Annotated in this window: 28 protein-coding genes; 15 read left to right on the forward strand and 13 right to left on the reverse strand. The window is 66.9% G+C overall.

Going from position 1 to position 23,769, the window contains the following annotated elements; genetic code table 11:
* Nucleotides 1–24: 24 nt before the first annotated feature.
* Both gyrB and D0Z60_RS10355 read left to right on the forward strand, forming a co-directional pair.
* Nucleotides 25–2,535: a DNA topoisomerase (ATP-hydrolyzing) subunit B gene (gene gyrB, locus D0Z60_RS10350; RefSeq protein ID WP_118858164.1), complete on the forward strand. Its 2,511-nt coding sequence runs from the start codon at nucleotides 25–27 to the stop codon at nucleotides 2,533–2,535.
* A 34-nt stretch (nucleotides 2,536–2,569) separates the two neighbouring features.
* Nucleotides 2,570–3,376 (forward strand): endonuclease/exonuclease/phosphatase family protein, encoded by an 807-nt coding sequence (locus tag D0Z60_RS10355; protein WP_118858165.1) that lies wholly within the window; start codon nucleotides 2,570–2,572, stop codon nucleotides 3,374–3,376.
* On the opposite strand, the gene rpoN is transcribed toward D0Z60_RS10355, so the two are convergent.
* The 5 genes from rpoN to D0Z60_RS10380 are packed head-to-tail and all read right to left on the reverse strand — an operon-like array spanning nucleotide 3,373 to nucleotide 7,416.
* The gene (gene rpoN, locus D0Z60_RS10360) at nucleotides 3,373–4,821 is read right to left on the reverse strand and encodes an RNA polymerase factor sigma-54 (protein ID WP_118858166.1); all 1,449 of its coding nucleotides are present in this window, start codon (nucleotides 4,819–4,821) and stop codon (nucleotides 3,373–3,375) included. The genes D0Z60_RS10355 and rpoN overlap by 4 nt on opposite strands.
* Nucleotides 4,822–4,839: 18 nt before the next feature.
* Entirely contained in the window at nucleotides 4,840–5,601 is a 762-nt protein-coding gene (gene lptB, locus D0Z60_RS10365) for an LPS export ABC transporter ATP-binding protein (protein WP_240325665.1), read from the reverse strand.
* A gap of 36 nt (nucleotides 5,602–5,637) precedes the next feature.
* The gene (locus D0Z60_RS10370; RefSeq protein WP_240325617.1) at nucleotides 5,638–6,159 is read right to left on the reverse strand and encodes an LptA/OstA family protein; all 522 of its coding nucleotides are present in this window, start codon (nucleotides 6,157–6,159) and stop codon (nucleotides 5,638–5,640) included.
* 5 nt (nucleotides 6,160–6,164) lie between these two features.
* Complete coding sequence (locus D0Z60_RS10375; protein ID WP_118858169.1) at nucleotides 6,165–6,803, reverse strand: LPS export ABC transporter periplasmic protein LptC; 639 nt, start codon at nucleotides 6,801–6,803, stop codon at nucleotides 6,165–6,167.
* Entirely contained in the window at nucleotides 6,796–7,416 is a 621-nt protein-coding gene (locus D0Z60_RS10380) for a ribonuclease D (RefSeq protein ID WP_118858170.1), read from the reverse strand. The genes D0Z60_RS10375 and D0Z60_RS10380 overlap by 8 nt, the downstream gene beginning before the upstream one ends.
* A gap of 247 nt (nucleotides 7,417–7,663) precedes the next feature.
* Between D0Z60_RS10380 and D0Z60_RS12035 the strand changes: the two genes are divergently transcribed.
* A complete protein-coding gene (locus D0Z60_RS12035; RefSeq protein WP_118858171.1) occupies nucleotides 7,664–8,464 on the forward strand; it encodes a cold-shock protein in 801 nt (266 codons plus the stop codon).
* Between the two features lie 62 nt (nucleotides 8,465–8,526).
* Here the strand turns inward: D0Z60_RS12035 and D0Z60_RS10390 are convergent, their stop codons facing one another.
* Genes D0Z60_RS10390 through D0Z60_RS10400 form a run of 3 tightly spaced genes read right to left on the reverse strand, consistent with a single transcriptional unit; the run spans nucleotide 8,527 to nucleotide 11,512 of the window.
* A complete protein-coding gene (locus tag D0Z60_RS10390) occupies nucleotides 8,527–10,128 on the reverse strand; it encodes a cisplatin damage response ATP-dependent DNA ligase (RefSeq protein ID WP_118858172.1) in 1,602 nt (533 codons plus the stop codon).
* The gene (locus D0Z60_RS10395) at nucleotides 10,128–11,153 is read right to left on the reverse strand and encodes an apurinic/apyrimidinic endonuclease family protein (protein WP_118858173.1); all 1,026 of its coding nucleotides are present in this window, start codon (nucleotides 11,151–11,153) and stop codon (nucleotides 10,128–10,130) included. The genes D0Z60_RS10390 and D0Z60_RS10395 overlap by 1 nt, the downstream gene beginning before the upstream one ends.
* Before the next feature lie 50 nt (nucleotides 11,154–11,203).
* Nucleotides 11,204–11,512, reverse strand: a complete 309-nt coding sequence (locus tag D0Z60_RS10400) for a hypothetical protein (protein WP_118858174.1) — start codon at nucleotides 11,510–11,512, stop codon at nucleotides 11,204–11,206.
* Between the two features lie 70 nt (nucleotides 11,513–11,582).
* On the opposite strand from D0Z60_RS10400, the gene D0Z60_RS10405 reads away from it, so the two are divergent.
* Nucleotides 11,583–12,377, forward strand: coding sequence for a hypothetical protein (locus D0Z60_RS10405; protein ID WP_118858175.1), 795 nt, complete (start codon nucleotides 11,583–11,585; stop codon nucleotides 12,375–12,377).
* Nucleotides 12,378–12,466: 89 nt separating this feature from the next.
* On the forward strand, nucleotides 12,467–12,634 hold the full coding sequence (rpmG, locus tag D0Z60_RS10410) for a 50S ribosomal protein L33 (protein WP_118858176.1): 168 nt from the start codon (nucleotides 12,467–12,469) through the stop codon (nucleotides 12,632–12,634).
* 48 nt (nucleotides 12,635–12,682) lie between these two features.
* On the opposite strand, the gene D0Z60_RS10415 is transcribed toward rpmG, so the two are convergent.
* On the reverse strand, nucleotides 12,683–13,081 hold the full coding sequence (locus tag D0Z60_RS10415; RefSeq protein ID WP_205421086.1) for a response regulator: 399 nt from the start codon (nucleotides 13,079–13,081) through the stop codon (nucleotides 12,683–12,685).
* Between the two features lie 31 nt (nucleotides 13,082–13,112).
* Between D0Z60_RS10415 and D0Z60_RS10420 the strand changes: the two genes are divergently transcribed.
* From D0Z60_RS10420 to D0Z60_RS10445, 6 genes are read left to right on the forward strand one after another with little or no spacing between them, the layout of a single operon-like run.
* Nucleotides 13,113–13,379, forward strand: coding sequence for a DUF3572 family protein (locus D0Z60_RS10420; protein ID WP_118858177.1), 267 nt, complete (start codon nucleotides 13,113–13,115; stop codon nucleotides 13,377–13,379).
* Between the two features lie 44 nt (nucleotides 13,380–13,423).
* Complete coding sequence (locus tag D0Z60_RS10425) at nucleotides 13,424–13,987, forward strand: HAD family hydrolase (protein ID WP_118858551.1); 564 nt, start codon at nucleotides 13,424–13,426, stop codon at nucleotides 13,985–13,987.
* Entirely contained in the window at nucleotides 13,984–14,730 is a 747-nt protein-coding gene (locus D0Z60_RS10430) for an SDR family NAD(P)-dependent oxidoreductase (RefSeq protein WP_118858178.1), read from the forward strand. Before D0Z60_RS10425 ends, D0Z60_RS10430 begins: the two co-directional genes overlap by 4 nt.
* Nucleotides 14,731–14,761: 31 nt before the next feature.
* On the forward strand, nucleotides 14,762–15,223 hold the full coding sequence (locus D0Z60_RS10435) for a RidA family protein (protein WP_118858179.1): 462 nt from the start codon (nucleotides 14,762–14,764) through the stop codon (nucleotides 15,221–15,223).
* Nucleotides 15,198–15,923, forward strand: a complete 726-nt coding sequence (locus D0Z60_RS10440; RefSeq protein WP_275896716.1) for a glycerophosphodiester phosphodiesterase family protein — start codon at nucleotides 15,198–15,200, stop codon at nucleotides 15,921–15,923. Before D0Z60_RS10435 ends, D0Z60_RS10440 begins: the two co-directional genes overlap by 26 nt.
* Nucleotides 15,910–17,034 carry a GNAT family N-acetyltransferase gene (locus tag D0Z60_RS10445; RefSeq protein WP_118858181.1) on the forward strand — a complete coding sequence of 375 codons (1,125 nt, stop codon included), beginning with the start codon at nucleotides 15,910–15,912 and terminating at the stop codon, nucleotides 17,032–17,034. Before D0Z60_RS10440 ends, D0Z60_RS10445 begins: the two co-directional genes overlap by 14 nt.
* Here the strand turns inward: D0Z60_RS10445 and D0Z60_RS10450 are convergent.
* Nucleotides 17,019–17,933: an isoaspartyl peptidase/L-asparaginase family protein gene (locus D0Z60_RS10450; RefSeq protein WP_118858182.1), complete on the reverse strand. Its 915-nt coding sequence runs from the start codon at nucleotides 17,931–17,933 to the stop codon at nucleotides 17,019–17,021. The genes D0Z60_RS10445 and D0Z60_RS10450 overlap by 16 nt on opposite strands.
* An 89-nt stretch (nucleotides 17,934–18,022) precedes the next feature.
* Here D0Z60_RS10450 and D0Z60_RS10455 point away from each other — a divergent pair, with 89 nt between their 5' ends.
* From D0Z60_RS10455 to D0Z60_RS10470, 4 genes are all read left to right on the forward strand, one after another.
* A complete protein-coding gene (locus D0Z60_RS10455) occupies nucleotides 18,023–18,922 on the forward strand; it encodes an SPFH domain-containing protein (protein WP_118858183.1) in 900 nt (299 codons plus the stop codon).
* A 3-nt stretch (nucleotides 18,923–18,925) separates the two neighbouring features.
* Entirely contained in the window at nucleotides 18,926–19,129 is a 204-nt protein-coding gene (locus D0Z60_RS10460) for a type II toxin-antitoxin system antitoxin (RefSeq protein ID WP_118858184.1), read from the forward strand.
* A 135-nt stretch (nucleotides 19,130–19,264) separates the two neighbouring features.
* Entirely contained in the window at nucleotides 19,265–19,564 is a 300-nt protein-coding gene (locus D0Z60_RS10465) for a hypothetical protein (protein WP_118858185.1), read from the forward strand.
* Between the two features lie 27 nt (nucleotides 19,565–19,591).
* The gene (locus tag D0Z60_RS10470) at nucleotides 19,592–20,521 is read left to right on the forward strand and encodes an alpha/beta hydrolase (protein ID WP_205421056.1); all 930 of its coding nucleotides are present in this window, start codon (nucleotides 19,592–19,594) and stop codon (nucleotides 20,519–20,521) included.
* Here the strand turns inward: D0Z60_RS10470 and D0Z60_RS10475 are convergent.
* Genes D0Z60_RS10475 through D0Z60_RS10485 form a run of 3 tightly spaced genes read right to left on the reverse strand, consistent with a single transcriptional unit; the run spans nucleotide 20,518 to nucleotide 23,751 of the window.
* Nucleotides 20,518–21,405, reverse strand: a complete 888-nt coding sequence (locus D0Z60_RS10475) for a S1/P1 nuclease (protein ID WP_118858187.1) — start codon at nucleotides 21,403–21,405, stop codon at nucleotides 20,518–20,520. The two genes, D0Z60_RS10470 and D0Z60_RS10475, sit on opposite strands and share 4 nt — an antisense overlap.
* 28 nt (nucleotides 21,406–21,433) lie before the next feature.
* Nucleotides 21,434–23,257: a DUF4231 domain-containing protein gene (locus D0Z60_RS10480; RefSeq protein WP_118858188.1), complete on the reverse strand. Its 1,824-nt coding sequence runs from the start codon at nucleotides 23,255–23,257 to the stop codon at nucleotides 21,434–21,436.
* A complete protein-coding gene (locus tag D0Z60_RS10485; RefSeq protein WP_162888200.1) occupies nucleotides 23,254–23,751 on the reverse strand; it encodes a hypothetical protein in 498 nt (165 codons plus the stop codon). The genes D0Z60_RS10480 and D0Z60_RS10485 overlap by 4 nt, the downstream gene beginning before the upstream one ends.
* Nucleotides 23,752–23,769: the final 18 nt, after the last annotated feature.

Here is a 23,769-nt window from a genome sequence, read left to right on the forward strand (position 1 = left end):
GCCTGAATCCCTATATCGGTGGGCATGAGCGAACCCACCCAACCCAACGCCTATGGCGCCGACAGCATCAAGGTCCTCAAGGGTCTCGACGCCGTGCGCAAGCGGCCCGGCATGTACATCGGCGATACCGACGACGGCTCGGGCCTCCACCACATGGTGTTCGAGGTCAGCGACAACGCGATCGACGAGGCGCTGGCCGGCCACTGCGACCGCATTCTCATCACCCTCAATCCCGATGGATCGGTCAGTGTCGAGGACAATGGCCGCGGCATTCCGACGGGCATTCATGCCGAGGAAGGGGTTAGCGCTGCCGAAGTGATCATGACCCAGCTCCATGCCGGGGGGAAGTTCGAGAACACTAGCGAGGACAACGCCTACAAGGTGTCGGGCGGTCTTCACGGGGTCGGCGTGTCGGTGGTCAACGCGCTCAGCGAATTCCTTGACCTCACCATCTGGCGCGACGGCGAGGAGCATTACATGCGCTTTCGCCATGGCGATGCCGAGGCGCCGCTCAAGGTCGTCGGCAAGACCGAGAAGCGCGGCACCCGGGTGACCTTCCTGCCAAGCCCAGAGACCTTCAAAATCCTCGAATTCGACTTCGACCGGCTCGAGCACCGCTTCCGCGAACTGGCCTTCCTCAACAGCGGCGTCCGGCTCGTCTTGGTCGATGCGCGGCATGACGAGCGCAAGGAAGTCGAACTCTACTACGAGGGTGGGATCGCGGCGTTCGTGAAATGGCTCGACCGCGCCAAGACGCCGCTGTTTCCCGAGCCGATCGCGATCTCCGCGGTACGCGACGGTATCGGGATCGACGTCGCGCTCGAATGGAACGACAGCTATTACGAGAACGTTCTGCCGTTCACCAACAACATCCCTCAGCGCGATGGCGGCACCCACATGGCCGCCTTCCGCGCGGCGCTGACCCGGACGCTCAATAATTACGCCGACAAGACCGGCATCCTCAAAAAGGAAAAGGTCAGCCTGACCGGCGACGACATGCGGGAAGGACTGACCGCGATCGTTTCGGTCAAGCTGCCCGATCCCAAATTCAGCAGCCAGACTAAGGACAAGCTAGTCAGCTCGGAGGTCCGCCAGCCCCTGGAGTCGCTGATGAGCGACAAGATGAGCGAGTGGCTCGAGGAGCATCCGGCCGACGCCAAGTCGATCATCCAGAAGGTGATTGACGCCGCCGCCGCGCGCGAGGCCGCGCGCAAGGCGCGCGAGGCGAGCCGCAAGTCGGTGATGGGCATCGCCTCGCTTCCCGGCAAGCTCCACGATTGCTCGGAAAAGGACCCCGCCAAGTCCGAGCTGTTCTTGGTCGAGGGCGACAGCGCCGGCGGCTCGGCCAAGCAGGGCCGCGACAGCAAATATCAGGCGATCCTGCCCTTGAAGGGCAAGATTCTCAACGTTGAGCGCGCCCGCTTCGACCGCATGCTGTCGTCCAAGGAAATCGGGACGATGATCCAGGCGCTCGGCACCGGCATCGGCCGCGAGGAATTCAGCCTCGACAAGCTGCGCTATCACAAGATCGTGCTGATGACCGACGCCGACGTCGACGGCGCACATATCCGCACGCTGCTGTTGACCTTTTTCTATCGTCAGATGCCCGAGCTGATTGAGGCTGGTCACCTCTTCATCGCCCAGCCGCCGCTCTACAAGGTCGCGCGCGGGCGCAGCGAAGTCTACGTCAAGGACGATGGCGCGCTCGACGAATATCTCGTGGACAGCGGGCTTGAAGGCCTTGTGTTAGAGGGCGGCGCCGAGCAGCGCAGCGGTCGTGACCTCAGGACGCTGGTCGACCACGCGCGGCGGATGCGGACGCTCATGCGCTATGCACCCAAGAAGTACGATCCCGCGCTCGTCGAAGCACTCGCGCTGCTTGGCGCGCTGGACCCCGAGTTGAAGCCCGGACAGCGTGCGCAAGCGATTGCGCTGGTCGCCGAATGGCTCGGCCGCGGTGATCTCGAAGCCGAATGGTCCGGCGAGATGGCGCAAGAGGGTGGTTACATCCTGCGCCGCAAATGGCGCGGCGTGACCGACGCGACGATCGTTGAGCCCGGCTTCCTCATTTCGGCGGAGGCGCGCAAGCTGCACGCACTCGCCGCCGAGCAAGCCGAGGCGTACGCGCTTCCGATGACGCTCCGCACCCTCAAGAAAGGCAGCGCGGCGATGTCGGCGGCGCCGGAGAGCGAGCTGGCCGATGGCGAGGTTTCCGGAGGTGATGACGCGCCCGCGCCCGAAGCCGACACCAAGAAGACGATCCCCGTCACCCGCCCGTCCGAGCTGCTCGATGCGGTGCTCGCGGCCGGCCGCAAGGGCCTTTCGATCCAGCGCTACAAGGGCCTGGGCGAGATGAACGCCGAACAATTGTGGGAAACCACGCTCGATCCGGCGAATCGGTCGCTGCTTCGAGTCGAGGTCGCGCAGGCCGATGTCGCCGACGAGATCTTCACCCGCCTGATGGGCGACATCGTCGAACCGCGCCGGGAATTCATCCAGGAGAATGCGCTGTCGGTCGCCAACCTCGACGTTTGAGGAACACCAGGGCGGCGCGCAGGTTGGCTGAGCGATGAGCGGGCACGAAAGCACCATCACCGTCGCTTCCTACAACATGCGCAAGGCGATCGGGACCGACCGCAAGCGCAACCCGCAACGCGTTCTTCAGGTGCTCGAGGAGATTGGCGCCGACGTTGTCGCGTTGCAGGAGGCGGACAAGAGGGTCGGGACTCGCGGTGCGGCGGTCCCCCATGCGCTGATCGACGACCACGGCCTCTATCGCGCCTGCGACTTCGAGGTGACCCACACCGACAAGCTTGGCCGGCTTCATGGCCAGCTGCTTGATCGGATCCCCGACCATCCGCTGACCGCGCCGCTACGCAAACTCGACTTCCGAAATCTCGGCTGGCACGGCAACGCCATCCTGGTGAAGTCGCATGTCGAGGTCACCGATGTCGAGGCAATCCATCTGCCCAATATCGAGCCGCGCGGCGCGGTCATGGCCGAACTTGCGGTCGGATCGGTCGAGCTGCGGGTGATTGGCATGCACCTCGATCTGTCCGGCATCCGCCGGCGCAGCCAAGTCCTCAAGATCCTCGATCACATCGAACAGCGCCACCGGGTGATGCCGACGGTGATCATGGGCGATACCAATGAGTGGCGGTTAAACGGGCCAAGCCTGAGCGCGTTCGATGAGCGTTTCGCCATCGCCGACTGCGGGCCGAGCTTCCACAGCCGCAAGCCGGTCGCGCAACTGGACCGAATCATCGTTGATCGCCGCTTCGCCATTGCCGAAGCTGGCGTTCACATGAGCGAAGCTGCACGCACAGCATCCGATCATCTGCCGATCTGGGCGCGACTGGCGGTCCCCGTGACTTAGCCGCCCGCCATTTTGCGCTGGCGGCGGCGCTGGATCGACGAGCCAACCCCGATCGCCTCGCGATATTTCGCGACCGTACGCCGCGCGAGGTCGAAGCCCTTGGCTCTGAGTAGATCGACCAGCGTGTCGTCGGACAGGATGTCGGTTTCGGCATCGATCAGCCGCTTGATCTCGGCCTTCACCGCTTCGGCCGCTGCGCCCTCTCCACTGTCCGACCCCACGCCGGAGCCGAAGAAGAATTTGAGTGGAAGGACACCGCGCTGGCACAGCAGGCTCTTGTTCTGGGTCACGCGGCTGACGGTCGATTCGTGCACCTCGATCGCCTCTGCCACTTCGCGCAGCGTCAGCGGCCGAAGCGCCGCCACGCCCAATTCGAAAAATGCCTGCTGGCGCTTGACGATCTCTGCCGCGACCTTGGTGATGGTCTGGGCGCGCTGGTCGAGCGCCTTGACCAGCCACGATGCGCTCTGCAGCCGTTCGCTAAGCCACGCCCGAGACGACTTGTCGCTCGCGCCCGCCTTTAGCTCGGCGTGGTATCGGCGGTTGACCAGCACGCGCGGCAGGGTGGCCGGATTGAGTTCGACCATCCACCCCGCGACCGTCTTCCTGACCAAGACATCGGGCGCGCCGACTTCGCGGGCGCTTTCGCCGGCGAAGCGGCAGCCAGGCTTGGGATCGAAGGCGCGCAGCTCGGCGACCATGTCGCGCAGATCGTCGTCGTCGACCCCGCAGATGCGCCTCAAGTCTGCCATCCTACCCTTGGCGAGTAGCTCGAGGTTGGCGATCAGCAATGCCATTGCGGGGTCGTAGCGGTCGGCGGCCTTCGCCTGTAGCGCCAGGCATTCCTCCAGGCTGCGCGCCGCGATGCCCGGCGGATCGAGCGACTGGACAAGCGCTAGCGCAGTCTCGGCCTCGGAGAAGGTCGCGCCCAGGTCCTCGGCAATGACGCGCAACGGGGTCTCGAGGTAGCCGGTTTCCTCGAGCTCGCGGACGATCGCTGCCGCCAGCGCCCCGCCTGCGCCGCGCAATTGCTCGAGCAGATGTTCGGTCAGGCCGACCTCGCTACCCGCCAGACGGTCGAAGTCGAACGCTTCTTCCGGGCCCGGCCCACTGCCGACGTCGACCGCGCTGTCGGTGTCGAGCGCCGCCTCGTTCCAATCCATGTCGAGCGGCGAATCCTCTGTCCCGCCGAGCGCTCCAATCAATTCATCCGATCCGCGCGGATCGCCGGCTTCGTCGCCGGTCTCGCGGTCCTCGCGGACGACGACGCCTTCCTCGCGTCCCTCGCTGCTCGCTTCGAGCAGGGGGTTCTTGGCAAGTTCCTCGGCGATTACTGCGTCCAGTTCGAGGTTGGACAGCGCGAGCAGCTTGATCGCTGCCTGCAGCTGCTGGCTCATCACCAGCGACTGGCTGACTCTCAACTGGAGGCCCGGCCCAAGTCCCATGGGCTTTACCCTAGCACGCTACAGCGCGAAGCTCTCGCCAAGGTAGAGGCGGCGGACCTCGGTATCGGCGACCAGCGCCTGGGGCGTGCCCTGGAACAGCACCTGACCGTCGTAAATGATGCAGGCGCGATCGACGATGTCGAGCGTTTCGCGAACATTGTGGTCGGTGATCAGGACGCCGATGTCGCGTTGCTTGAGGTCGCGCACAAGGTCGCGGATGTCCGCAATCGAGATCGGGTCGATCCCCGCAAACGGCTCGTCAAGCAGCATGATCGACGGGTCTGCGGCGAGGCTGCGCGCGATTTCACAGCGCCGCCGCTCGCCGCCCGACAGCGCCATTGCCGCCGAGTTGCGCAGATGGGCGATACCGAATTCGTCGAGCAATCGTTCGAGCCGGCCCTCGCGCGCCGAGCGGTCGGGCTCGCTGACCTCGAGCACCGCACGGATGTTTTGCTCGACGGTCAGGCCGCGGAAGATCGACGTTTCCTGCGGCAGATAGCCGAGCCCCAGGATTGCTCGGCGGTACATCGGCAGGCCGGTAATGTCTTCGCCGTCGAGGTCGATCCGGCCGCTGTCGGGCCGGACGAGCCCCATTACCGAATAGAAGCAGGTCGTCTTGCCGGCGCCGTTGGGGCCGAGCAGTCCGACCACCTCGCCGCGCGACACCGCCAGCGACACATCGCGAAGCACGGCGCGGCCGTCATAGGCCTTGGCGATCGAGCGGACTTCGAGCCCGCGCACCGGCCCGTCCGCGTTCGCCAGCGTCTCGGGTGAGATTATGGTCTGGACGTCGTTCAAACTGGTTCTGCCGTCCGGCTACTGGCCTCGCCTGGCGACCGTGAAACGGCCGGTCACGCGCCCGCCCTGCTGGTTCACGCCGCGCAGCCCGCCGTCCATGGTCGCCCGGCCGGTGTTGAGATCGATCGTCAGCCGACCGCCGCTCAGCGAAGATCCGTCGCGCTCTAATCGAACGTCACCGACCATGGTGATCAGTCCGCTGTCGAGGTCGTAGGTGGCGAAATTGCCGCGCGCGGTCTCGCTCGGGCTGACCACCACCACCCCCCCGCTGGCGTCGATGCGGTTGATGTCGATGCCGCCGGCGCTGGCGTAAGCGATGGTGAGCCGCGCGGTCCGCAAAGTCAGCCCGGCCTGGCGAACGACCACATTCCCGGCGAAGATCGCCCGGTCGGCGCGGTCCTGGGCCTCGGCGCGGTCGGCGCTGAGGTCGATCGGCGCGCGGCTGTCGTGGCCCTTGAGCGCCGACACGCCGTCTTGCGCCATGGCAGGTCCGGCAAGAGCGGTGATGGCGGCGAGGCTCATCAAGGCAATATGCTTCATGTTGGTCATCTGACCGCCCCTTGCCGGATTTTCAAGCGCACGCCGTCTTCCAGCCGCAAGGTGCGGCTGTCGAGGTCGGCGCTCAGCCGCCCTGCTTCGAACTCGCCCAATTCCATGCGCCCGCTCACCCGTCCGCTCGAGCGCATGCTGTGCGCGCCAAGGTCAACGCTGACGTCGCGGGTCCGCAGCGCGTAGCCGTCGGGTCCCGAAACGTGGATCGGGCCGACCACGCGGATGAGCTTGCGGTCGAGGTCGTACTGGCCCTTGAGGGCGGCCATGCCGAGTCGCCCGTTGCCAAGCTCGAGGCGGGCCTGCATCCCCTCAATTGCAACCAGCGGCTGGTCGCTAGTCGGCTGAACCGCTCGCTCGGCGCGGATGACGAACTTGTTACCCTTGCTGTCCTCGCCGACATAACGCGCGCTTTCGATCCGCATCCGCTCCTCAGCGCGATCGACGCCCTTCTTGTCGAGGATGAAGCTGACGTCGCCGTCCTTGTCGAACGGTGCCACCGCGAGCAGCACGAGCAGGCCCGCGCCGGCGATGGGCAGGCCGAATTTGGCGAGCTTGACGACGGTGTCGTGGCGGCTGCCCGGCTCCGCCCACCGCCGTCGCGCAGCGCGACTGCGGATGGCGGCTTCAGACATGAGCGAAAATGTCCTGTTCCGACCAACCCGCAAGGTCCAGCAGCGCCCGCGCCGGCAGGAAGTCGAAACAGGCCTGGGCCAGCTCGGTCCGCCGCTCGCGCTCGAGCCGGACGTCGAGTTGCTCCTTCAGACGGTGCAGGTAGCGCACGTCGCTCGCCGCATATTCGCGCTGCGCATCGCTGATCTCGGCCGCCCCCCAGTCGCTCGACTGCTGCTGCTTGCTGAGGTCCTGGCTCAGCATTTCCTTGACCAATTCCTTGAGCCCGTGACGGTCGGTGTAGGTCCGCACCAGTCGCGAGGCGGTGCGGGTGCAATAGGCGGGCGCTGCCATTACCCCGAGATAGGCCTGCATGATTGCCAGGTCGAAGCGCGCGAAATGATAAAGCTTGAGGCGCGACGGGTCGCCGAGCAGGGCCTTGAGGCGCGGCGCGGCATAGTCGCTCCCGGGGCCGAAGCGGACGAGATGCTCGTCGCCGGTGCCGTCGCTCAATTGGACCAGGCACAGCCGGTCGCGGCCCGGCATCAGGCCCATCGCCTCGGTGTCGACAGCGATCGCCCGGTCGCCGAAATCGAGCCCGTCCGGCAGGTCTTCGTCGTAAAAATGAACCGCCATCGCGTGCCTTACACCCTCGCTCACCTAGCGCCTGCGCCGCTCTGGCTTGCGTCCCCCTGAACGCCGCCGCGGCAGACCGCTGTTACCGCTCTAACCGAGCCCTCACGGAATCACTAGGACGAGCGCCAATTTTGCGATAAGTAGCCCGACGCGCCGTGCGGAGTGTTCGTGCGGGCAACCTATTGCGTCCGGGCCCGAGCGCGTTGGTTTCGAAGGAAGAGACGGGCACGAAAGAGTACGGACGGGCATGGGTTTCGATAGAGGGCGCAAGGGCGAGCGCGGCGGTCGCGGGCGCGACAAGCGCGACGGTTTCGGCGGCGACGAGAATTTCGGCGGATTCGAGCAGCAAAGCTACGGTGACCGCGGCGGCTTCGGCGGCGGTGGCGGCGATTCGTTCGGCGGCGGGTACAACCGCGGCGGCGGAGGCGGCTTTGGCGATCGCGGCGGCTTCGGCGGCGGTGGTGGCGGCGGTTTCCGCGGTGGCGGTGGCGGCGGCGGGTTCCGCGGCGGCGGCGGTGGCGGAATGCCGCCCCAGGTCGTCGGCGAGGGCAAGGGCGTCGTCAAATTCTTCAATCCGCAAAAGGGCTTCGGCTTCATCGTGCGCGACGATGGCGGCGAGGATGTGTTCGTGCACATCAGCGCGGTCGAGCGCGCCGGCCTCAGCGACCTGGCCGATGGTCAGCCGCTGTCGTTCACCTTGGTCGATCGCGGCGGGCGCATTTCAGCGACCGACATCCAGATCGAGGGCGAGCCGCTCGAAGTGGTGCGTTCGTCGCGTGACGCGGCCCCGGGCGGCCCGGGCGGCGATCGCGGACCGCAGCGGCAGCTGACCGGCGAGACGTCGGAAGGCACGGTCAAGTTCTTCAACGCGATGAAGGGCTTCGGCTTCATCAGCCGTGACGACGGGCAGCCGGATGCGTTCGTGCACATTTCGGCGGTCGAGCGCGCCGGCATGGTCACCCTCAACGAGGGCGACCGCGTCAAGTTCGACATCGAGGTGGACCGTCGGGGCAAGTATGCCGCGGTCAATCTCCAGCCGCTTCAGTAAGCACTACACCTTCAGACAGGGGCAGGGGCGGACCTTCGGGTTCGCCCCTTTTGCTATGCGGCTCAGGTGACCAGCGCCCGCAGCGTGGCGATGGTGTCAGCCTCATTGGCCGGCTTGTCGGTGCGAATTCGGCTGATCCTTGGAAAGCGCATGGCCAGGCCGGACTTGTGTCGCTTCGATTCGTGGATCGAATCGAACGCCACTTCGAGCACCAAGGTTTTCTCGACCTCCCGCACTGGCCCGAAGCGGTTGAGGGTGTGATTGCGCACGAAGCGGTCGAGCCACTTCAACTCCTCGTCGGTGAAGCCGAAATAGGCCTTGCCGACCGGCAACAACTCGCCCTCGTCAGTCCAGGAGCCGAAGGTGTAGTCGCTGTAGTAACTGGAGCGTTTGCCCGATCCCCGCTGGGCGTACATCATCACGCAATCGGCAGTGAGCGGGTCGCGCTTCCACTTGTACCACAGGCCGACCCGGCGCCCGGCGACATAGGGACTGTCCCGCCGCTTGAGCATCATGCCCTCGATTCCCTCGTCTCGGCTGGCGAGGCGGATCTCGTCGAGCTGGTCGAAGTCACGGGCGTCGATCACTGCGCTAAGGTCGAAGCGGGCAGGGTCGAGCCGCGGAACGAATGCTTCCAGCCGGGCGCGGCGCTCGGCCCACGGTAGCGGCCGCAGGTCCTCCTCGCCGTCGAACAGCATGTCGTAGAGCCGCACGAACGCCGGATATTGGCCCTGGACCTTGGTGCTGACGTTCTTTCGCCCGAGGCGCTGCTGGAGCGCGTTGAAGCTCGCCGCCGCCCCGCCATGCTTGTCCGCGCCCTGCGCCTCGCCGCGCACCAGCAGCTCCCCGTCGAGCACCCCGCGTTCCGCAAACGCTTCGGCGATGTCGGGGAAGCTGCCGGAGATGTCGTCACCGGTGCGGCTGTAGAGGCGGGTGTCGCCGCCGGCGTGGACCAGCTGGATGCGGATTCCGTCCCATTTCCACTCGGCGGCGTAGTCGGCGAGATCGACCCGTGTCTCTTCGAGCGGGTGGGCGAGCATGAACGGTCGAAACACTGGTATGTCACGGCTCGTCGGCTGGCCGGCGCGCCCTTCGCCCCATTCGAACAGCTCGCGAAAGGGGGGGCGAAGTCCGTGCCACACTTCCTCGACCTGCTCGACGTCGAGGCCGAAGGCCTCGGCGAGCGCGGTCTTGGCGAGCCGCGCCGAAATCCCGACCCGTAAAGCGCCGGTGGCCAGCTTGAGCAAGGCGAAGCGGCCTGATGAGTCGAGATGATCAAGCATCTCGGCCAGCACGCGCGGCGCGTCGCTCTTGCTGGCCAGTTTCAGCCGCTCGACTGCGTCGGAGATGCGCACCGTCCCGTCGTCGATGTTCGCGCACCCGTCCGCGCCTCCGCCCGGCCAGAGCAGCGAGACGGTCTCAGCCATGTCGCCGACATAGTCACGGCTCATCCGCAGCAGCACGGGGTCGATGCGCTCCTCGGCCAGCGCCCGGATCGCCGCCGGTTTGACGTGCGGGATGTCGAGCGTGCCGGTGAGCGCAGCTAGCGCGATCCCGCGATCGGGGTCGGGCGTGGCCTTGAGATAGTCCCCGATCAACCTCAGCTTGCTGTTGCGCGAACGGGTGTAGACGAGGTCGTCGAGCAGCTGCGAGAAACCCCGCATCAGGCGTCCGCCAGTTCCGTCAAGCGAACAAAGTCGGCCAGTTCACGGCTGGCGAGGTTCTTGTGCTTGGCCTCCACCTCCACGTCGCACCAGGAAAGGTGGCCGCGGACGAAGTCATTGACGGCCCGGTTCCACATCCGGTCGCTGTGGCCGCGCAGATGCGCCGCCTTGTGGCCGGCCGCGCTGAGCGCCGCGAAGTCGGGCAGCGCGTCTGAGTCATGGCCGACGACGACGTTTTCCCGGCTGACGGAGATATGGGTGAGGGGTCGGACACCGCGCCAGCTTTCGGCGATCCGAGCGATCCGCGCGTCATCCGGCGCGATCCATTCCCCTTCGGAGAACACCCAATGGTGATGGAAATCGAGTACGATCGCGACGCCGTCGGCGACTTTCAGCAGATCGTCGAGCCCAAAGCTGACCTCGTCATTCTCGATCGTCAGCAGGTTCAGCGCCATCGAATCGACTCGCGCCAGGCCGGCGCGTAGCCCCTCCACTCCGGCCGAGCGCGCGCCGCCATGGATGTTGATGCACGCCCCGTGCGGATGCCAGCCGCTGCCGAAGCCGAGCATGGCGAAGATCTCGCCATGTTCGGCAATGTCGCGCAGGGCATTGTCGAGCGCCGATGGGTTCAAGGTGGCGAGAATGGCATGCTGCGCCGGATGCATTGACAGGCGAACATCGCCCAAGCGCGCTGCTTCGCCCGCTATGCCGAGGCGCCGCTCCACTTCGCCGCGCAGTGTCGGTGTCCACGCCCCGGCCAAGGGCGGGTGCGACCAGCCAGTGAGGAAGCCCGACTGGATGCGGAACAGCCGCTCCAGCCTCGGCAGCGCCGCCACCGCCGCGATCTGCCGATCGAGAATGTCCAGGTTCTCAAGCACCACCGCTTCGAGCTTGGCCGGCGCTTCGGGACCGAGACGGGCGATCGAGGCGATGGTGGGACCGCGAAAGTTGAGCGCGCGCTGCTCCGCTTCGTTGCCATCCGCCGAAACGAAGGTGCAGCAATAGCCGATGCGCGCCGAACTCATGGCGCGACCAATGCGCGGGAACTCGATTGGTGCCGGATGCGGCCGAAGGTCTAGTGGAGGCGGAGCGCCAGGGCGGCGAGTATCGCCTCGCGGTCAGCGCCCCGTTCGCTTGCCAGCGCCTCGTCCATATGCGCCAGGCATTCGCGGGTCGCGGTCCGATGGCCCGGCATCAGCGCATGGTGCGCGCCGTAGTCAGCAAGGCCCTCGAGCGCGGCTAGTCCATGCTTCGCGGCCAACGCGCGGATCGCATCCATGCGCTGGCTGATCGCCCGCGGGGCAAGCCGCGGCATGCGCGCCTCAAGCTCGGCGATGCGTTCGCCAATCGATGTCCGTGCAGAGCGGAGGCGATCGTCGGTCATTGCGCGGTCCCTGGTTGACTGGGCGATCATCGCGCGAAATGGTTAACAACAGGGAAAGCAGGGCATTCACATGGCAATCCGCCGACTGCGCCAGAACGTCGTCGAGCAAAACTGGTTTGCGGTCCTGATCGACATCGGCATTGTCGTCCTCGGCGTGTTCCTTGGCATCCAGGCGAGCAATTGGAACCAAGGGCGACAAGTGCGCGCACTGGCTAACGAATACCGCCAGCAGATCATCGCTGACCTTGATAACAATATCGCCGATCTCACTGCCCGCCGCGCTTACTACAACAGCGCTCGAGATCGCAGCATTGCCGCGCTCAATGCCTTACCCGCCGCCCCGTCCCCTACGGGTGATGAGCGTTTGACGGTGCTGGCCTACCAGGCGTCGGAGGTGTTCACGCGGCCCCTAGTGCGCGGCGCGTATGACGAGATGACCGCGGCCGGCATGGGGCCCGAGGTTGCCGATCTGCGCCTTCGCGCGCGACTCAGCTCCTATTATGGTGCGATGATCAGCGCCGACCGCACGTTCCAGGCGACCACGGACTATCGGGAGCAGGCGCGGCGACTTTTGCCCACGCAGATCCAGCAGTATCTGCGGTCGCGGTGCGGGGACCGCGTGATCCGCCACGGTAATGGATTGCGCACCGCGACGATGGCCGATGTTTGCCCGCTCCCGCTTGAGCCAGCGCTGATCCGCTTGGCGGCCGCAAGGTTGCGTTCGGCACGGGAGCTCGAACTCGATCTCAATCGGCATATCGCCGATCTCGATCAGAAGCTGCTGTTGTTCAGGGGCTTTCTGGTTCTCGTCACCGGCCTGCGGGCTGACCTTTCCGCCAAACACGCCTCGCCGCAGCCGACTTGACAGAATCGGCCGTGATCGTCATTGGGCGCGGGTTCGGGCGGCGTTCTTGCGCCGCCTTCATATTTTCTAGCTTTTTGGGATTTCTCGCGATGGCCAAGCCGGCAACCGTCAAGATCAAACTCGTCAGCACGGCCGACACCGGCTTCTTCTACGTGACCAAGAAGAACCCGCGCAACCAGACCGAGAAGATGACCTTCCGCAAGTACGACCCCGTCGCGCGCAAGCACGTCGAGTTCAAGGAAGCGAAGATCAAGTAAGCGAGCCGCGAACGACGACCCACAGGCTCGTCGTTCGACTTTCGCGACTTACTCCGTGGCGTCTGCCGTTCGCACCGGCCCTTCTTCCAGCAACTGATCCACGGTCTCGGCAAAGCGCATCACCGAGATCGGCTTCGACACATAGGCCTGCGCCCCCGCGGCGCGGATCCGCTCGTCGTCGCCAACCCCGGAATAGGCCGTCACCGCCATGATCGGCACGCTCGCCAGTTCGGAATCGCCGCGAATCTGCTGCATCAGCTCAATTCCAGAGACGTAGGGCAGCTGGATATCGGTGATCACGAGGTCGGGCTTGAAGGCGCGCGCCGTGGCCAGCGCCTCGCGGCTGTCGGTCACCGCCTCGGGCTCATGACCATGGGCGGCGAGCAGGTCGCAGAACAGCTTGATGTTCAGCGCATTGTCTTCGACAACCAGGATCTTGGCCACGATCTTCCCCAACAGCGGCGAACAGGGTTAGGCGATGCAGCCCGAACTTCCTAGCGACCGCCAGGCGCTCGCGCTCAATGTGCTCGCCGCGACCCTCACCGACGAACGGCGCGCGGCCCGGTTCCTCGATCTCACCGGCCTGTCCCCCGAAGGGATTCGCGAACGCGTCGACGATCCGGTCTTGCTCGCGGCAGTGGTGACGTTCCTTGAAGCGCACGAGCCGGACCTTATCTCGGTCGCCGCGGCGCTCGGTTGCGATCCCGCGATCATCACTGCCCTCGGACCGGAGCTCGAACGCTGAGCCGCTCACTGCTGATCACTGACTGCGACGAGGTGCTGCTGCACATGGTCAGCCATTTCCGCGACTGGCTGGACGAAGCGCATCAGCTCGATTTCGCCTTCGAGACCGGCGAGTTCGCCGAGGCGCTGACCGACCGTCGAAGTGGGGAAACGCTCGACAAAGAGCGGGTGTGGCCGCTGCTCGGCCAGTTCTTCGAGGGCGAAATGCACCGCCAAACCCCGGTCCCCGGCGCGATCGAGGCGCTGGGCAAGATCGGTGAGGTGGCGGACATCGTCATCCTCACCAACCTACCTGAGCTCGCACACCCGTGGCGCGTCGACCAGCTCGCCAGCCACGGCATCCGTCACGAAGTGGTATGCAATCAGGGCGGCAAGGGTGTGCCCGCGCGCGCCATCGTCGATCGGCATGGAGCCAAGGCGACGGTGTTCGTCGACGATCTCGCGGTCCACCACGCCTCGGTCGCGAAGCACGCACCAGAAGTTCACCGGCTACACATGGTCGCCGAACCGCTGCTCGCGCCGGCAGTGCCGCCGGCGGATGATGCCCACGCGCGAATCGACGACTGGCCGTCGGCGACTCCGTGGATATTGGAAAGGCTTGTCCCATGAAGACCGCGTTCATCACCGGGGCGACCGCCGGGATCGGCGCCGCCGCGGCGCGCCTGCTGCTCCGCGAGGGGTGGCAGGTCGTCGGCACCGGCCGCCGCGGCGATCGCCTCGAATCCTTGCATGACGAGCTTGGCGACGCCTTCTTGCCGATCGTCTCCGACATGCGTGACGCCGACGACCTCCAGCGCGTCGTCGACCAGCTGCCCGAGGCGTTCCGCGGGGTCGATTTGCTCATAAACAACGCCGGCCTCGCGCCGCCGATGACGGACCTGCAGAACGCCGAACAGGCTCCGCTCAGCAACGTCATCGCCACCAACGTGGACGGGCTGGTCACGCTGACCCGGGCGCTGCTGCCGACCTTGATCGAGCGCAGGGGCGCGATCGTCAATCTGTCGTCCGTCGCCGCGACCTATCCCTATCGCGGTGGCGCGGTCTATGCCGGGACCAAGGCCTTCGTCCGGCAGTTCACGCTCGGCTTGCGCTGCGACCTCCAAGGCACCGGCGTGCGCGTCACCTCGATCGAACCGGGGATGGTCGAGACCGAGTTCACGCTGGTCCGCACCGGCGGCAACCAGGCCGCGTCCGACGCGCTCTATTCCGGAATGAACCCGATGACCGCGGATGACATTGCCGAAACCATCCGCTGGGTTGCGACGCTGCCGCCGCATCTCAACGTCAACACGCTCGAGCTCATGCCGACCAGCCAGAGCTGGGCCGGCTTCGCGATCAACCGCGAGGCTTGATTTCGATGGCGGTCGGGACCAATCGCCCACAATGAACATCGATCAGCGCCTCGCCGAACTCGGCATCACCCTCCCCGAGGCCGCCGCCCCTGTCGCCTCCTACGTCCCGGCAGTGGAGGTGGGCGGCATGCTGCACATCTCGGGCCAGATCAGCTTCGCTGAGGACGGAAGCTTGGTCACCGGCCGGCTTGGCGAGAATGTCAGCCTCGAAGACGGGCAGGCAGCCGCTCGCCGCTGCGGGATCATGCTGCTCGCCCAGATGAAGCGGGCGCTTGGTTCGCTCGACCGGGTCGAACAGATCGTCAAGCTGGGCGTGTTCGTCAATTCGGCCGCTGATTTCACCGATCAGCCCAAGGTCGCCAATGGCGCGTCGGAGTTGATGCAGGATGTGTTCGGCGAAGCCGGACGTCATGCCCGCTCGGCGGTCGGAGTTCCGGTCCTGCCGCTCGGCGTGGCGGTCGAGGTGGATGCGATCGTCAAGATCCGCAGCTGACACGCGGCGGCCCGATCCGCTCGACCCGGGGCCGGTCGGCTTTGCGCACCGTGGTCTGCACGACGGCGCGATGTTCGTCGAAAACAGCTTCCGTGCCTTGGCTGCCGCGCTTGAGCTCGGTGCCGGCATCGAGTGCGACCTTCGACTGACTGCAGACAATCAGCTGATCGTGTTCCACGACGCTGATGCCCTGCGACTCTGCGGGTCACCCACCGTGATCGGCCAAACCAAGCTGCCAGACCTCGCCCGCTTCACTGTCGGTCACCAGTCGATCCCTACGCTCCGTCAGCTACTGGCGCTGGTCGACGGCCAAGTGCCATTGCTGCTCGAGGTCAAAATTGACGATCGATACTGGCGCTTTGGTCCGGCGCTGCTGGACGCATTGCGTGGCTACCAGGGGACCTTCGGCGTGATGAGCTTCGATCCGCGCCTCGCGCGCTGGCTCAAGACCAACGCTCCGCTCATCCGCCGCGGATTGGTCGTGCGGGATAGCCTGCCGCCGCTCAGGCGTTGGGCCGCCGTGAAGCTAGCGGATCCCCATTTCCTGGCCGTCGACCGTCGGGCGCGTGAACGAGCGTGGGTCGCCCGTGCCCGCCGCCACTTGCCCGTCTACAGCTGGACCATCCGCACTGCCGCCGAGCGGGCCGCGGCCGATCCGTTCGCCGACGCCCTGATCTGGGAAGCCGATGGCCGACCGTGAGGCCGAGCTGACGGCGAGGATTGCGCCCGGCGTTGGAGCCCTGGCAGCGGACGCCTGGGATGCCCTTTCCGGTTCGGACCCGCTTATCGGCCACACTTTCCTAAGTCTCTTGGAAGCCTCAGGGAGCGTGGGGCCTGGAACCGGCTGGACACCGATCCCAATTCTGGCCGAGCGCAATGACCGCGCAGTCGCGGCCACCCCAGCCTATCTCAAGACCCACAGTCAGGGAGAATATGTCTTCGACCACGGCTGGGCCGAGGCATGGGAGCGGGCCGCCGGCGCCTATTACCCTAAGCTTCAGGTGGCGGTCCCCTTTACCCCCTGCCCTGGTCGCCGGCTGCTGGGCGACTCCTCCGCCGCATTGGCTGCGCTCGAAGCGATCACACTCCAAAACAACCTCTCGTCAGCGCACGTCACTTTCCTGACCGACGATGAGGCCACCGGCGCAAGGGCGCGTGGTTGGCTGGTCCGCGACGGAATCCAGTTTCACTGGCACAATCGCGGCTACGCGACCTTCGGCGACTTCCTCGCGGCACTCTCGAGCCGCAAGCGAAAGGCGATCCGCAAGGAGCGCGCCGCGGCTCTCGAGGGACTCGACATTGTCACCTTGCGCGGCGCCGAGATCCGGCCCGAACATTGGGCGGCGATGTGGGCCTTCTACCAGGACACCGGCAGCCGCAAATGGGGCCGCCCATATCTGACCCGCGCCTGGTTCGACGGCGCCGGCGCGGCGCTCGGCGACGCGGCGCTGATGTTTCTCGCCTTGCGCGACGGTGAGCCGGTGGCGGGGGCGCTCAACATCGTCGGCGATAATGTCCTATATGGCCGCTATTGGGGTTGCCGCGCGGAATTGCCGTTCCTGCATTTCGAACTCAGCTATTATCGCGCGATCGAATGGGCGATCGATAACCGTATCGCCACCGTCCAGGCCGGTGCACAAGGCGAGCACAAGCTGGCGCGGGGCTATGAGCCGGTCATCACCCGCTCGGTCCATTTCATCCCCGACGCCGGCCTTCGCACTGCGGTGGCCGACTTTGTCGAGCGCGAGCGCGAGGCGATCGCGGCGGAGCTGGCGTGGTGCCGCAACGCCTTGCCTTACCGTTCGGAATAGACGGCCACCTCGCGCGCCCCGTCGGATCCCGTGCGAGCGCGGTACATGCCGGGAGTGGTGAAACCCCATGCCGCCTCGCCGCTCGGCGCCACCGCGATCAGCCCGCCGTTTCCGCCTAGCTCTCGGACGTCGGCCAGCACGGCGTCGAGCGCTTGTTGCAAGCTTTCGCCCGAGAGCATCATGCGCATAGCCAGCTGGTGGCCGGCGACGGCGCGGATGAAGGCTTCGCCGAGGCCGGTCGCACTGACTGCGCAGGACCGATCGTCGGCATAAGTGCCGGCCCCGATAAGTGGCGAGTCGCCGATCCGGCCCCAGCGCTTGGCGGTGAGGCCGCCCGTGGAAGTCGCCGCCGCGACGTGGCCGTCTTGGTCGACTGCGACCGCGCCGACGGTGCCGTATTTGATGTCGGCGTCGAACTTGCCGCCGGTGGCCATCACCGTTTCGAGCTGGGCCTTGCGCTCCGGTGTGACGAACCAGGCGTTGTCGACCTGCTCGAGTTCGGCCTCGCGGGCGAAGGCGTCGGCTTCGGCGTAGGTGAGCAGGACGTGGGGGCTGCGCTCCATCGCGGCGCGGGCGGCGCTGATCGGAGCGCGGGTGGTGGTGAGGCCGGCGACCGCTCCGGCGCGGCGATCCTTGCCGTCCATGATCGCGGCGTCGAGCTCGACCCGACCGTTGGCGGCGAGGACGCTGCCGCGGCCGGCGTTGAAGGCGGGATCGTCTTCGAGCACCCGCGCCGCCGCCTCGACCGCATCGAGCGGCGCGCCGCCCGATGCCAGCACCGCCTCCCCGGCATCGAGCGCTGCGGCGAGGCCGGTGCGGGCGAGCTCTTCGGCTTCGGGCGCGAGGGTGGCGGGGCGCATGGCGCCGCAGCCGCCGTGAATCATCAGGGTCCAGCTCATTTTGGGACCTTAAGTGGACAGTGCAGTGGTTTCCAATTGACAATCTCGCGGGCGATATTAAAACGATATCAGATTAAGGGAGAATCGCCATGTCCGATGCGATCGTCGCGCTGACCTCGAGCCGGGAACGGCCGGCGTCGAGCGCCAACGGCTATGTCATGCTTCTGGTGCTGCTGCTGACCGTGGCTGTCGCGGCTTACGGAATCCGCCAATTGGTCGCCGACGAATTCAATGGCGGGACCGCGGTCGCGCTGATCGGCGGGGTCGCCGCCTTCACGTTCGTGATCTGCGGCTTCTACATGCTCCAGCCCAACCAGGCGGCGGCGATCACCTTGTTCGGCGACTATAAGGGCACCGACCGCACCAGCGGGCTGCGCTGGGTGCTGCCGTGGATGATCCGGCGAACCGTGTCGGTGCGCGCCAACAATTTCATCTCCGACAAGATCAAGGTCAACGACCTGCGCGGCAACCCGATCGAGATGGCGGCGCAGATCGTGTGGCGCGTGGTCGACACCGCCCAGGCGCTGTTCGACGTCGACGATTACAAGGAATTCGTCCGGGTCCAGGTCGAGGCGGCGATCCGAGCGATCGGCGCGCGCTACCCCTATGACGACTTCGCCCACACCGACATCACGCTGCGCGGCCACCACGACGAGGTCGGCGAAGAACTGAAGACCGAACTCCGGGCGCGGCTTTCGGTGGCCGGGATCACGGTCGACGAATGCGGCTTTACCCACCTTGCCTATGCGCAAGAGATCGCCGGCGCGATGCTCCGCCGCCAGCAGGCGCAGGCGGTGGTCGCCGCGCGCCAGACATTGGTCGAGGGCGCGGTCGGGATGGTCGAGATGGCGCTGACCATGCTCAGCGCGAAGAATGTCGTCGAGCTGGACGACGAGCGGCGCGCGGCGATGGTCTCGAACCTGATGGTGGTGCTGTGCGGCGAGCGCGATACCCAGCCCGTGGTCAACACCGGCTCGCTCTACCAATAAGCCGTGGGGCAGGAGCGCAAAGCCTACCCCTTGCGGGTCGACCCGGCCCTGTGGGCGGCGGTCGAGCGGCTCGCCGCCTGCGACCTGCGCTCGGTCAATGCGGAAGTCGAATGCCTGCTGCGCGAGGCGCTGAAGGCGCGCGGAATCAAGCTTGGCGATCCGCCCGCCGTGCGTCGCGGACGCCCACCAAAGAAGGAGAAGGAGTGATGTTCATGATGTTTCATTCGAACGCCGCACGCCGTCCGTGGCTGATCGCCCTGTTCGCGACGCTGCTGGCCATCGGCGGCCTGATCATGATGGCGCAGCAAGGATAAGCCCGGCGAGGCGTGTGGAGGCGTGCAAATGGACGATCCGTGGTTCACCTATCTTCGCGGGCGCGGCCGGCTGCAGATCACGCCGGCGAACGCCAAGGGCTGGATTGCAACGATCCTGTTCGGTCTTGCGCTGGCGCTTCCCGCCTTCGCCCTGCCGTGGATGATGGAGCGAAGCCCGTGGCTGCTGGCGCCCTATGCGGTGGTATTAATCGCAGTCGTCATCGGCTTCGTGCGGTGGGCCAAGCGCCGCTCGCAGATCATCGATCTTAATGAGCTTGGCCGCGACTACTCCGAATTCCAGGAATGGAAGAAGCGTAACCGGCGCTGACTTTCAGGACTTGCCAGGGAGATTACGATGCCATTGCTGCCAATGTTGACCGCCGCCGCGCTGGCGAGCGCGACCGTTACCGTGCCGGGGCCGAGCGGGCCGCTCGAGGGGACGTTCGTCGATGCCGGCAAGGGCGCCCCTGTGGTGGTGATCATCCCCGGGTCGGGCCCGACCGACCGCGACGGCAACAACCCGCTCGGGGTGACGTCTTCGACCTATCGGCTGCTGGCCGAGGCGCTGGCGGCGCGGGGCGTCAGCTCGATCCGGATCGACAAGCGCGGCATGTTCGGGAGCAAGGCGGCGATCCCCGACGCCAACAAGGTGACGATCGCCGGCTATGCCGCGGACGCCCGCGCCTGGGCGGCCAAGGCCCGGAGCCTGACCGGGGCGAAATGCGCCTGGCTGGTCGGCCATAGCGAGGGCGTGCTGGTGGCGCTCGCCGCCGGACAGCAGGCGAAGGACCTGTGCGGCGTGGTCGCCGTGTCGGGCATGGGCCGCAAGTTCGGCGCGGTGCTGCGCGAGCAGCTCGCAGCCAATCCGGCCAACGCGCCGCTGCTGGCGCCGGCCGACTCCGCGCTCAAGGAGTTGGAAGCGGGCCGCAAGGTCGACGTCGCGACCCTACCGGCGCCGATTGCCCCGCTGTTTGCGCCGCAAATCCAGGATTATGTGATCGACCTGCTGCGGCAGGACAGCGCCGGCCTGGCGGCGAGCCTCAAGCTGCCGCTGCTGATCGTCCACGGCGACAAGGACATCCAGGCGAGCAATGCCGACGCGCGCGCGCTGGCCGCCGCCCAGCCGAAGGCGCGGCTGGTGATCGTGCCGGGCGTCAATCACGTGCTGAAGGCGGTCAAGGGCGACGACCGCGCGGCCAATCTCGCGGCCTATGCCGATCCGTCGCTGCCGGTCGCGCCGGCGGTGGTCGACGAAATCGCCGGATTCGTCAAAACCAAAAGCTAGCGGTCGCGGTCGCGCTGGCCGGGGGCCTTGCCCTCGAGCATCGCTTCGTCGAGCAGCCGCCCGAGACGAAGCCCGCCGGCGGTGATTCCGCGGCGAAGCACCGGGATCAGCTTCTGGACGTCGGCTTCGTCGAGCGTCGGGCGCGTTTCCGGCTTAGGACCGCACGGGTCGCCGAGCAGCGAGGTGTAGGCATGGTCGCGCGAGGCCTGCCACTGCTCGCGGCTCCAATCCTCGACCGAGCCGGCGGCGAGCGCGGCGCGTTCGCCGGGCGGGACCGACGCGAGCAGCGCCGAAGCGCCGCCCGGCGGAGTCGAGATGGCGCGCTCGGCGAGATAGCCGTCCCACATCGAGTGGAGGTTGGTGCGCCCGCCGACCAGCCCGTAGTTCGACTTGACGTCATTGCCGCCGCGATCGCCGCGATCGCCGGCGTGCATCGGATTGTGGAGGTCGCCGACGAAGTGGACGAGGAAGGCCAGCGCCATCAGCCGCTCGCGCGCCGGAACGGTCTTGTCGGCGAGGAGGCGCGCGGTGCGCTCGATCTGCGCCGAGACGCAATTGCCGTCCTTGCACGCCGCCTTGAGGTCGAACGGTTTGCAGATATCAACATTCTGATAGTGCCACGGGCCGGCGTAGCTGAAGCGATCGCCGAGCGGCTTGATGCAATCGGCCCAATAGGACAGCTTCTCGGGCGTATCGACCGCGCAGTCGGGCGTCTCGAGCAATGCGCCTTTGGCCATCAGCCGGCGAAGCTCGGCGCGGGTTTCGGGCCGGGCCGAGTCGAACGCGATCCGGGCGACGGTCTCGTGACCATATTCCCACCAGGCGGCGGCGGGCGAAGCGAAGGCGAGCAGCGCGGCAAGCGGGGCGAGAAGGCGAATCGGCATAAGGCGGCTCTTAGCCGCCGCTCGCGCCCTAGACCATTTCCAGTTCGGAGCGGCGCACCACCAGCCGCCATTCGTCGAGATCGGCAAGCATCGCGCGCGCCGCCTGCTCGATGAGATCGGCCGAGCGGGCGAGGTCGCCTTTCTCCTCGTCGAGGTGGGCGGCGATCGCGCGCAGCGTCTGGGCGGTCGATTGCGAGCGATGCGCGCTGCCCGCGAAATCGCCCTGGCTGCGAATGCCGAACACCGCGGTGGCGGTCGCCGGAAGGCCGGCCGAAACGAGCGTCAGCCAGTCCTGGTGCGAATCGATCCAGTCGGGCGCGAGGGTCATTCCGACGATGATCGCCAGCGCCGCGGCGAGGGTGGCGAGGAACAGCAGGTTGAAGAGGTTGCCGAGGCGGCGGTCGAGCAGGTCGGCCTGGCGCGCGGCCGACTGGTTGTAGGCGACCTGGCTGTCGACCTCGAGCTCGCGGACGGCGGCGATGAGCGCGGCGCTGGATTCGGGATCGAGCCGGCCGCTGGGGCAGCCCATCGCCCGCCAGATGCCGCGTGCATACCAGTCGACCCAGCGGCGCGGCAGCGGATCGGTGCGCGCGCCGGGATTGTCGGGAGCGGCGACGCCGAGCAGCTTGAGGCTGCGCATCGGGCGCAGGCGCTCGGCGAGCTGGCGATAGTCGAGCCAGCGCCGCTGCCATTCGTTGCGCGAGCCGAGCATGGTGTTGGCGATGACCGCCGAGGCGACGACAAACTCGGCGATCGCCAGCGCCAGCTGGTGGCCGGGCCAGAGGAATGCCGACAGGCCGATCAGCGCCGCGGTCGCCGCCAGCACGAAGTTGAACACGTGGCCGCTGCGGAAGGTCTGGGCGTAATGGCCGGCCAGCCGGTCGCTCCACGCATAGGCCTGTTCGAGCAGTCCGAGCGGGGCGTCGATGCCGTGGCAGTCGGCGCAGCGCACGCGATAGGCCTGCCATTCCTCGGCGGTCGCGCGGCGGCAGTCGCGGTCGCGCAATTGGCGCAGGCGCAGCCGCTTGACGCCCATCAGATTGAGCAGCAGCGGGAATTCGATGCGGCTGCTGAATCGGCGGACATGCTCGTCGCGGAACTGGGCGAAGTGGCGCCGCTCGACCGGGTCGGCGGGCGGGCCGACCATGCCTTCGACGACCCAGTCCATGCGGGTTCGGTCGAACGGCCGGCGGATCGAGCGTTCGTGGCCGCTGCGGGTCATCACCTGCGGATCGAACGCGGTCCACAATACGGCCGTGTCGCGGCCGAGCTGGACCGGCACGTGGATCACCGGCACGCCCTCGACGATGGCGTGTTCGACGACCTCCGCGGTGCCGCCGCGGCCGCGCGGCGGTGCGCCGTCCCACAGTGCGATCATCAGGTCGCAATGGGCGACCACGGCGCGGCCGGCGAGGAGATAGGCGGCGGGCTCGTCGGAGCGGTCGCCGGGCAGTTCGAGCACGCAGTCGGAGCGGCCGAGGAGGTCGGCATAGCTTTGCGCCGGATCCTCGTGGACGAAGTCGCGGGCGTAGTCCTCACGCATGAACGGGAGCACCGCCTGCAAGCGCCAGCCGCGTTCGAGCGCGGCCTGGGCGGCGATCTGGTCGGCTCCGTCGGCGAGCGGGGAGGCGAGGGTAATGGTCGGCGCGCCGGGCGCGAAGGCGCCGGTCCCGGCGACCCGCGCCTGGAAGCCGAGCAGCGCCTGCTCGATGAGGTCGAGGATCGCGCCGATCTCGGCAGTGAGGGCGGGCCGGCGCTCGGGATCGAGCGCGGCCAGCCGGTGGCCGGTGACCCCGACCGTCAGTGCCAGCGGCAGCGCCGGTGGCCCGGGGACGGCCGGGGATCGGGTCATTTGAGTGCGAGGAAGGCGACCGCAAGCACGGCGACTGCCGCCACCGCGCCGAGGATGATGCCGGTGTTGCTGTCCTCGACCGTGAACGGCGAACCGCCATTGTGGTTCGAACCGGGCGGGTCGAGGTTGAGCCAGTCGGCGCCGTTCTTGGCGCGCAGCGTGTAGGTGAAGTCCTTTTTGTCGTCGTTCTTGTTCTCGACCACCAGCACCCGGCGATCGCCGCCGTTGCCGGCGCGCACGTCGCGCGGCTTGAAGATGCCCCACGACGACTTCGACTGCGGACAATAGTCGAGCGAGCCCTGCTCGACATAGATCGCGTCGGACAGATCGTCGGGGAAGCGGTAGCCGTCCGCCCCGTGAAGCTCGTAGTGGATGTGGAAGCCGTAATGCTTGTCGTCGTTGGCGAAGTTCAGGTGGTTGTTCGGGCCGACCTGGATGTCGTCGGATTCGAACACGAAGCGCTCTTCCGCGACGGACAACACTTTGACCTTCACGTGCACTTCCTTGACCGG

The organism is Sphingomonas mesophila (genome assembly GCF_003499275.1).
Classification (GTDB): domain Bacteria; phylum Pseudomonadota; class Alphaproteobacteria; order Sphingomonadales; family Sphingomonadaceae; genus Sphingomicrobium; species Sphingomicrobium mesophilum.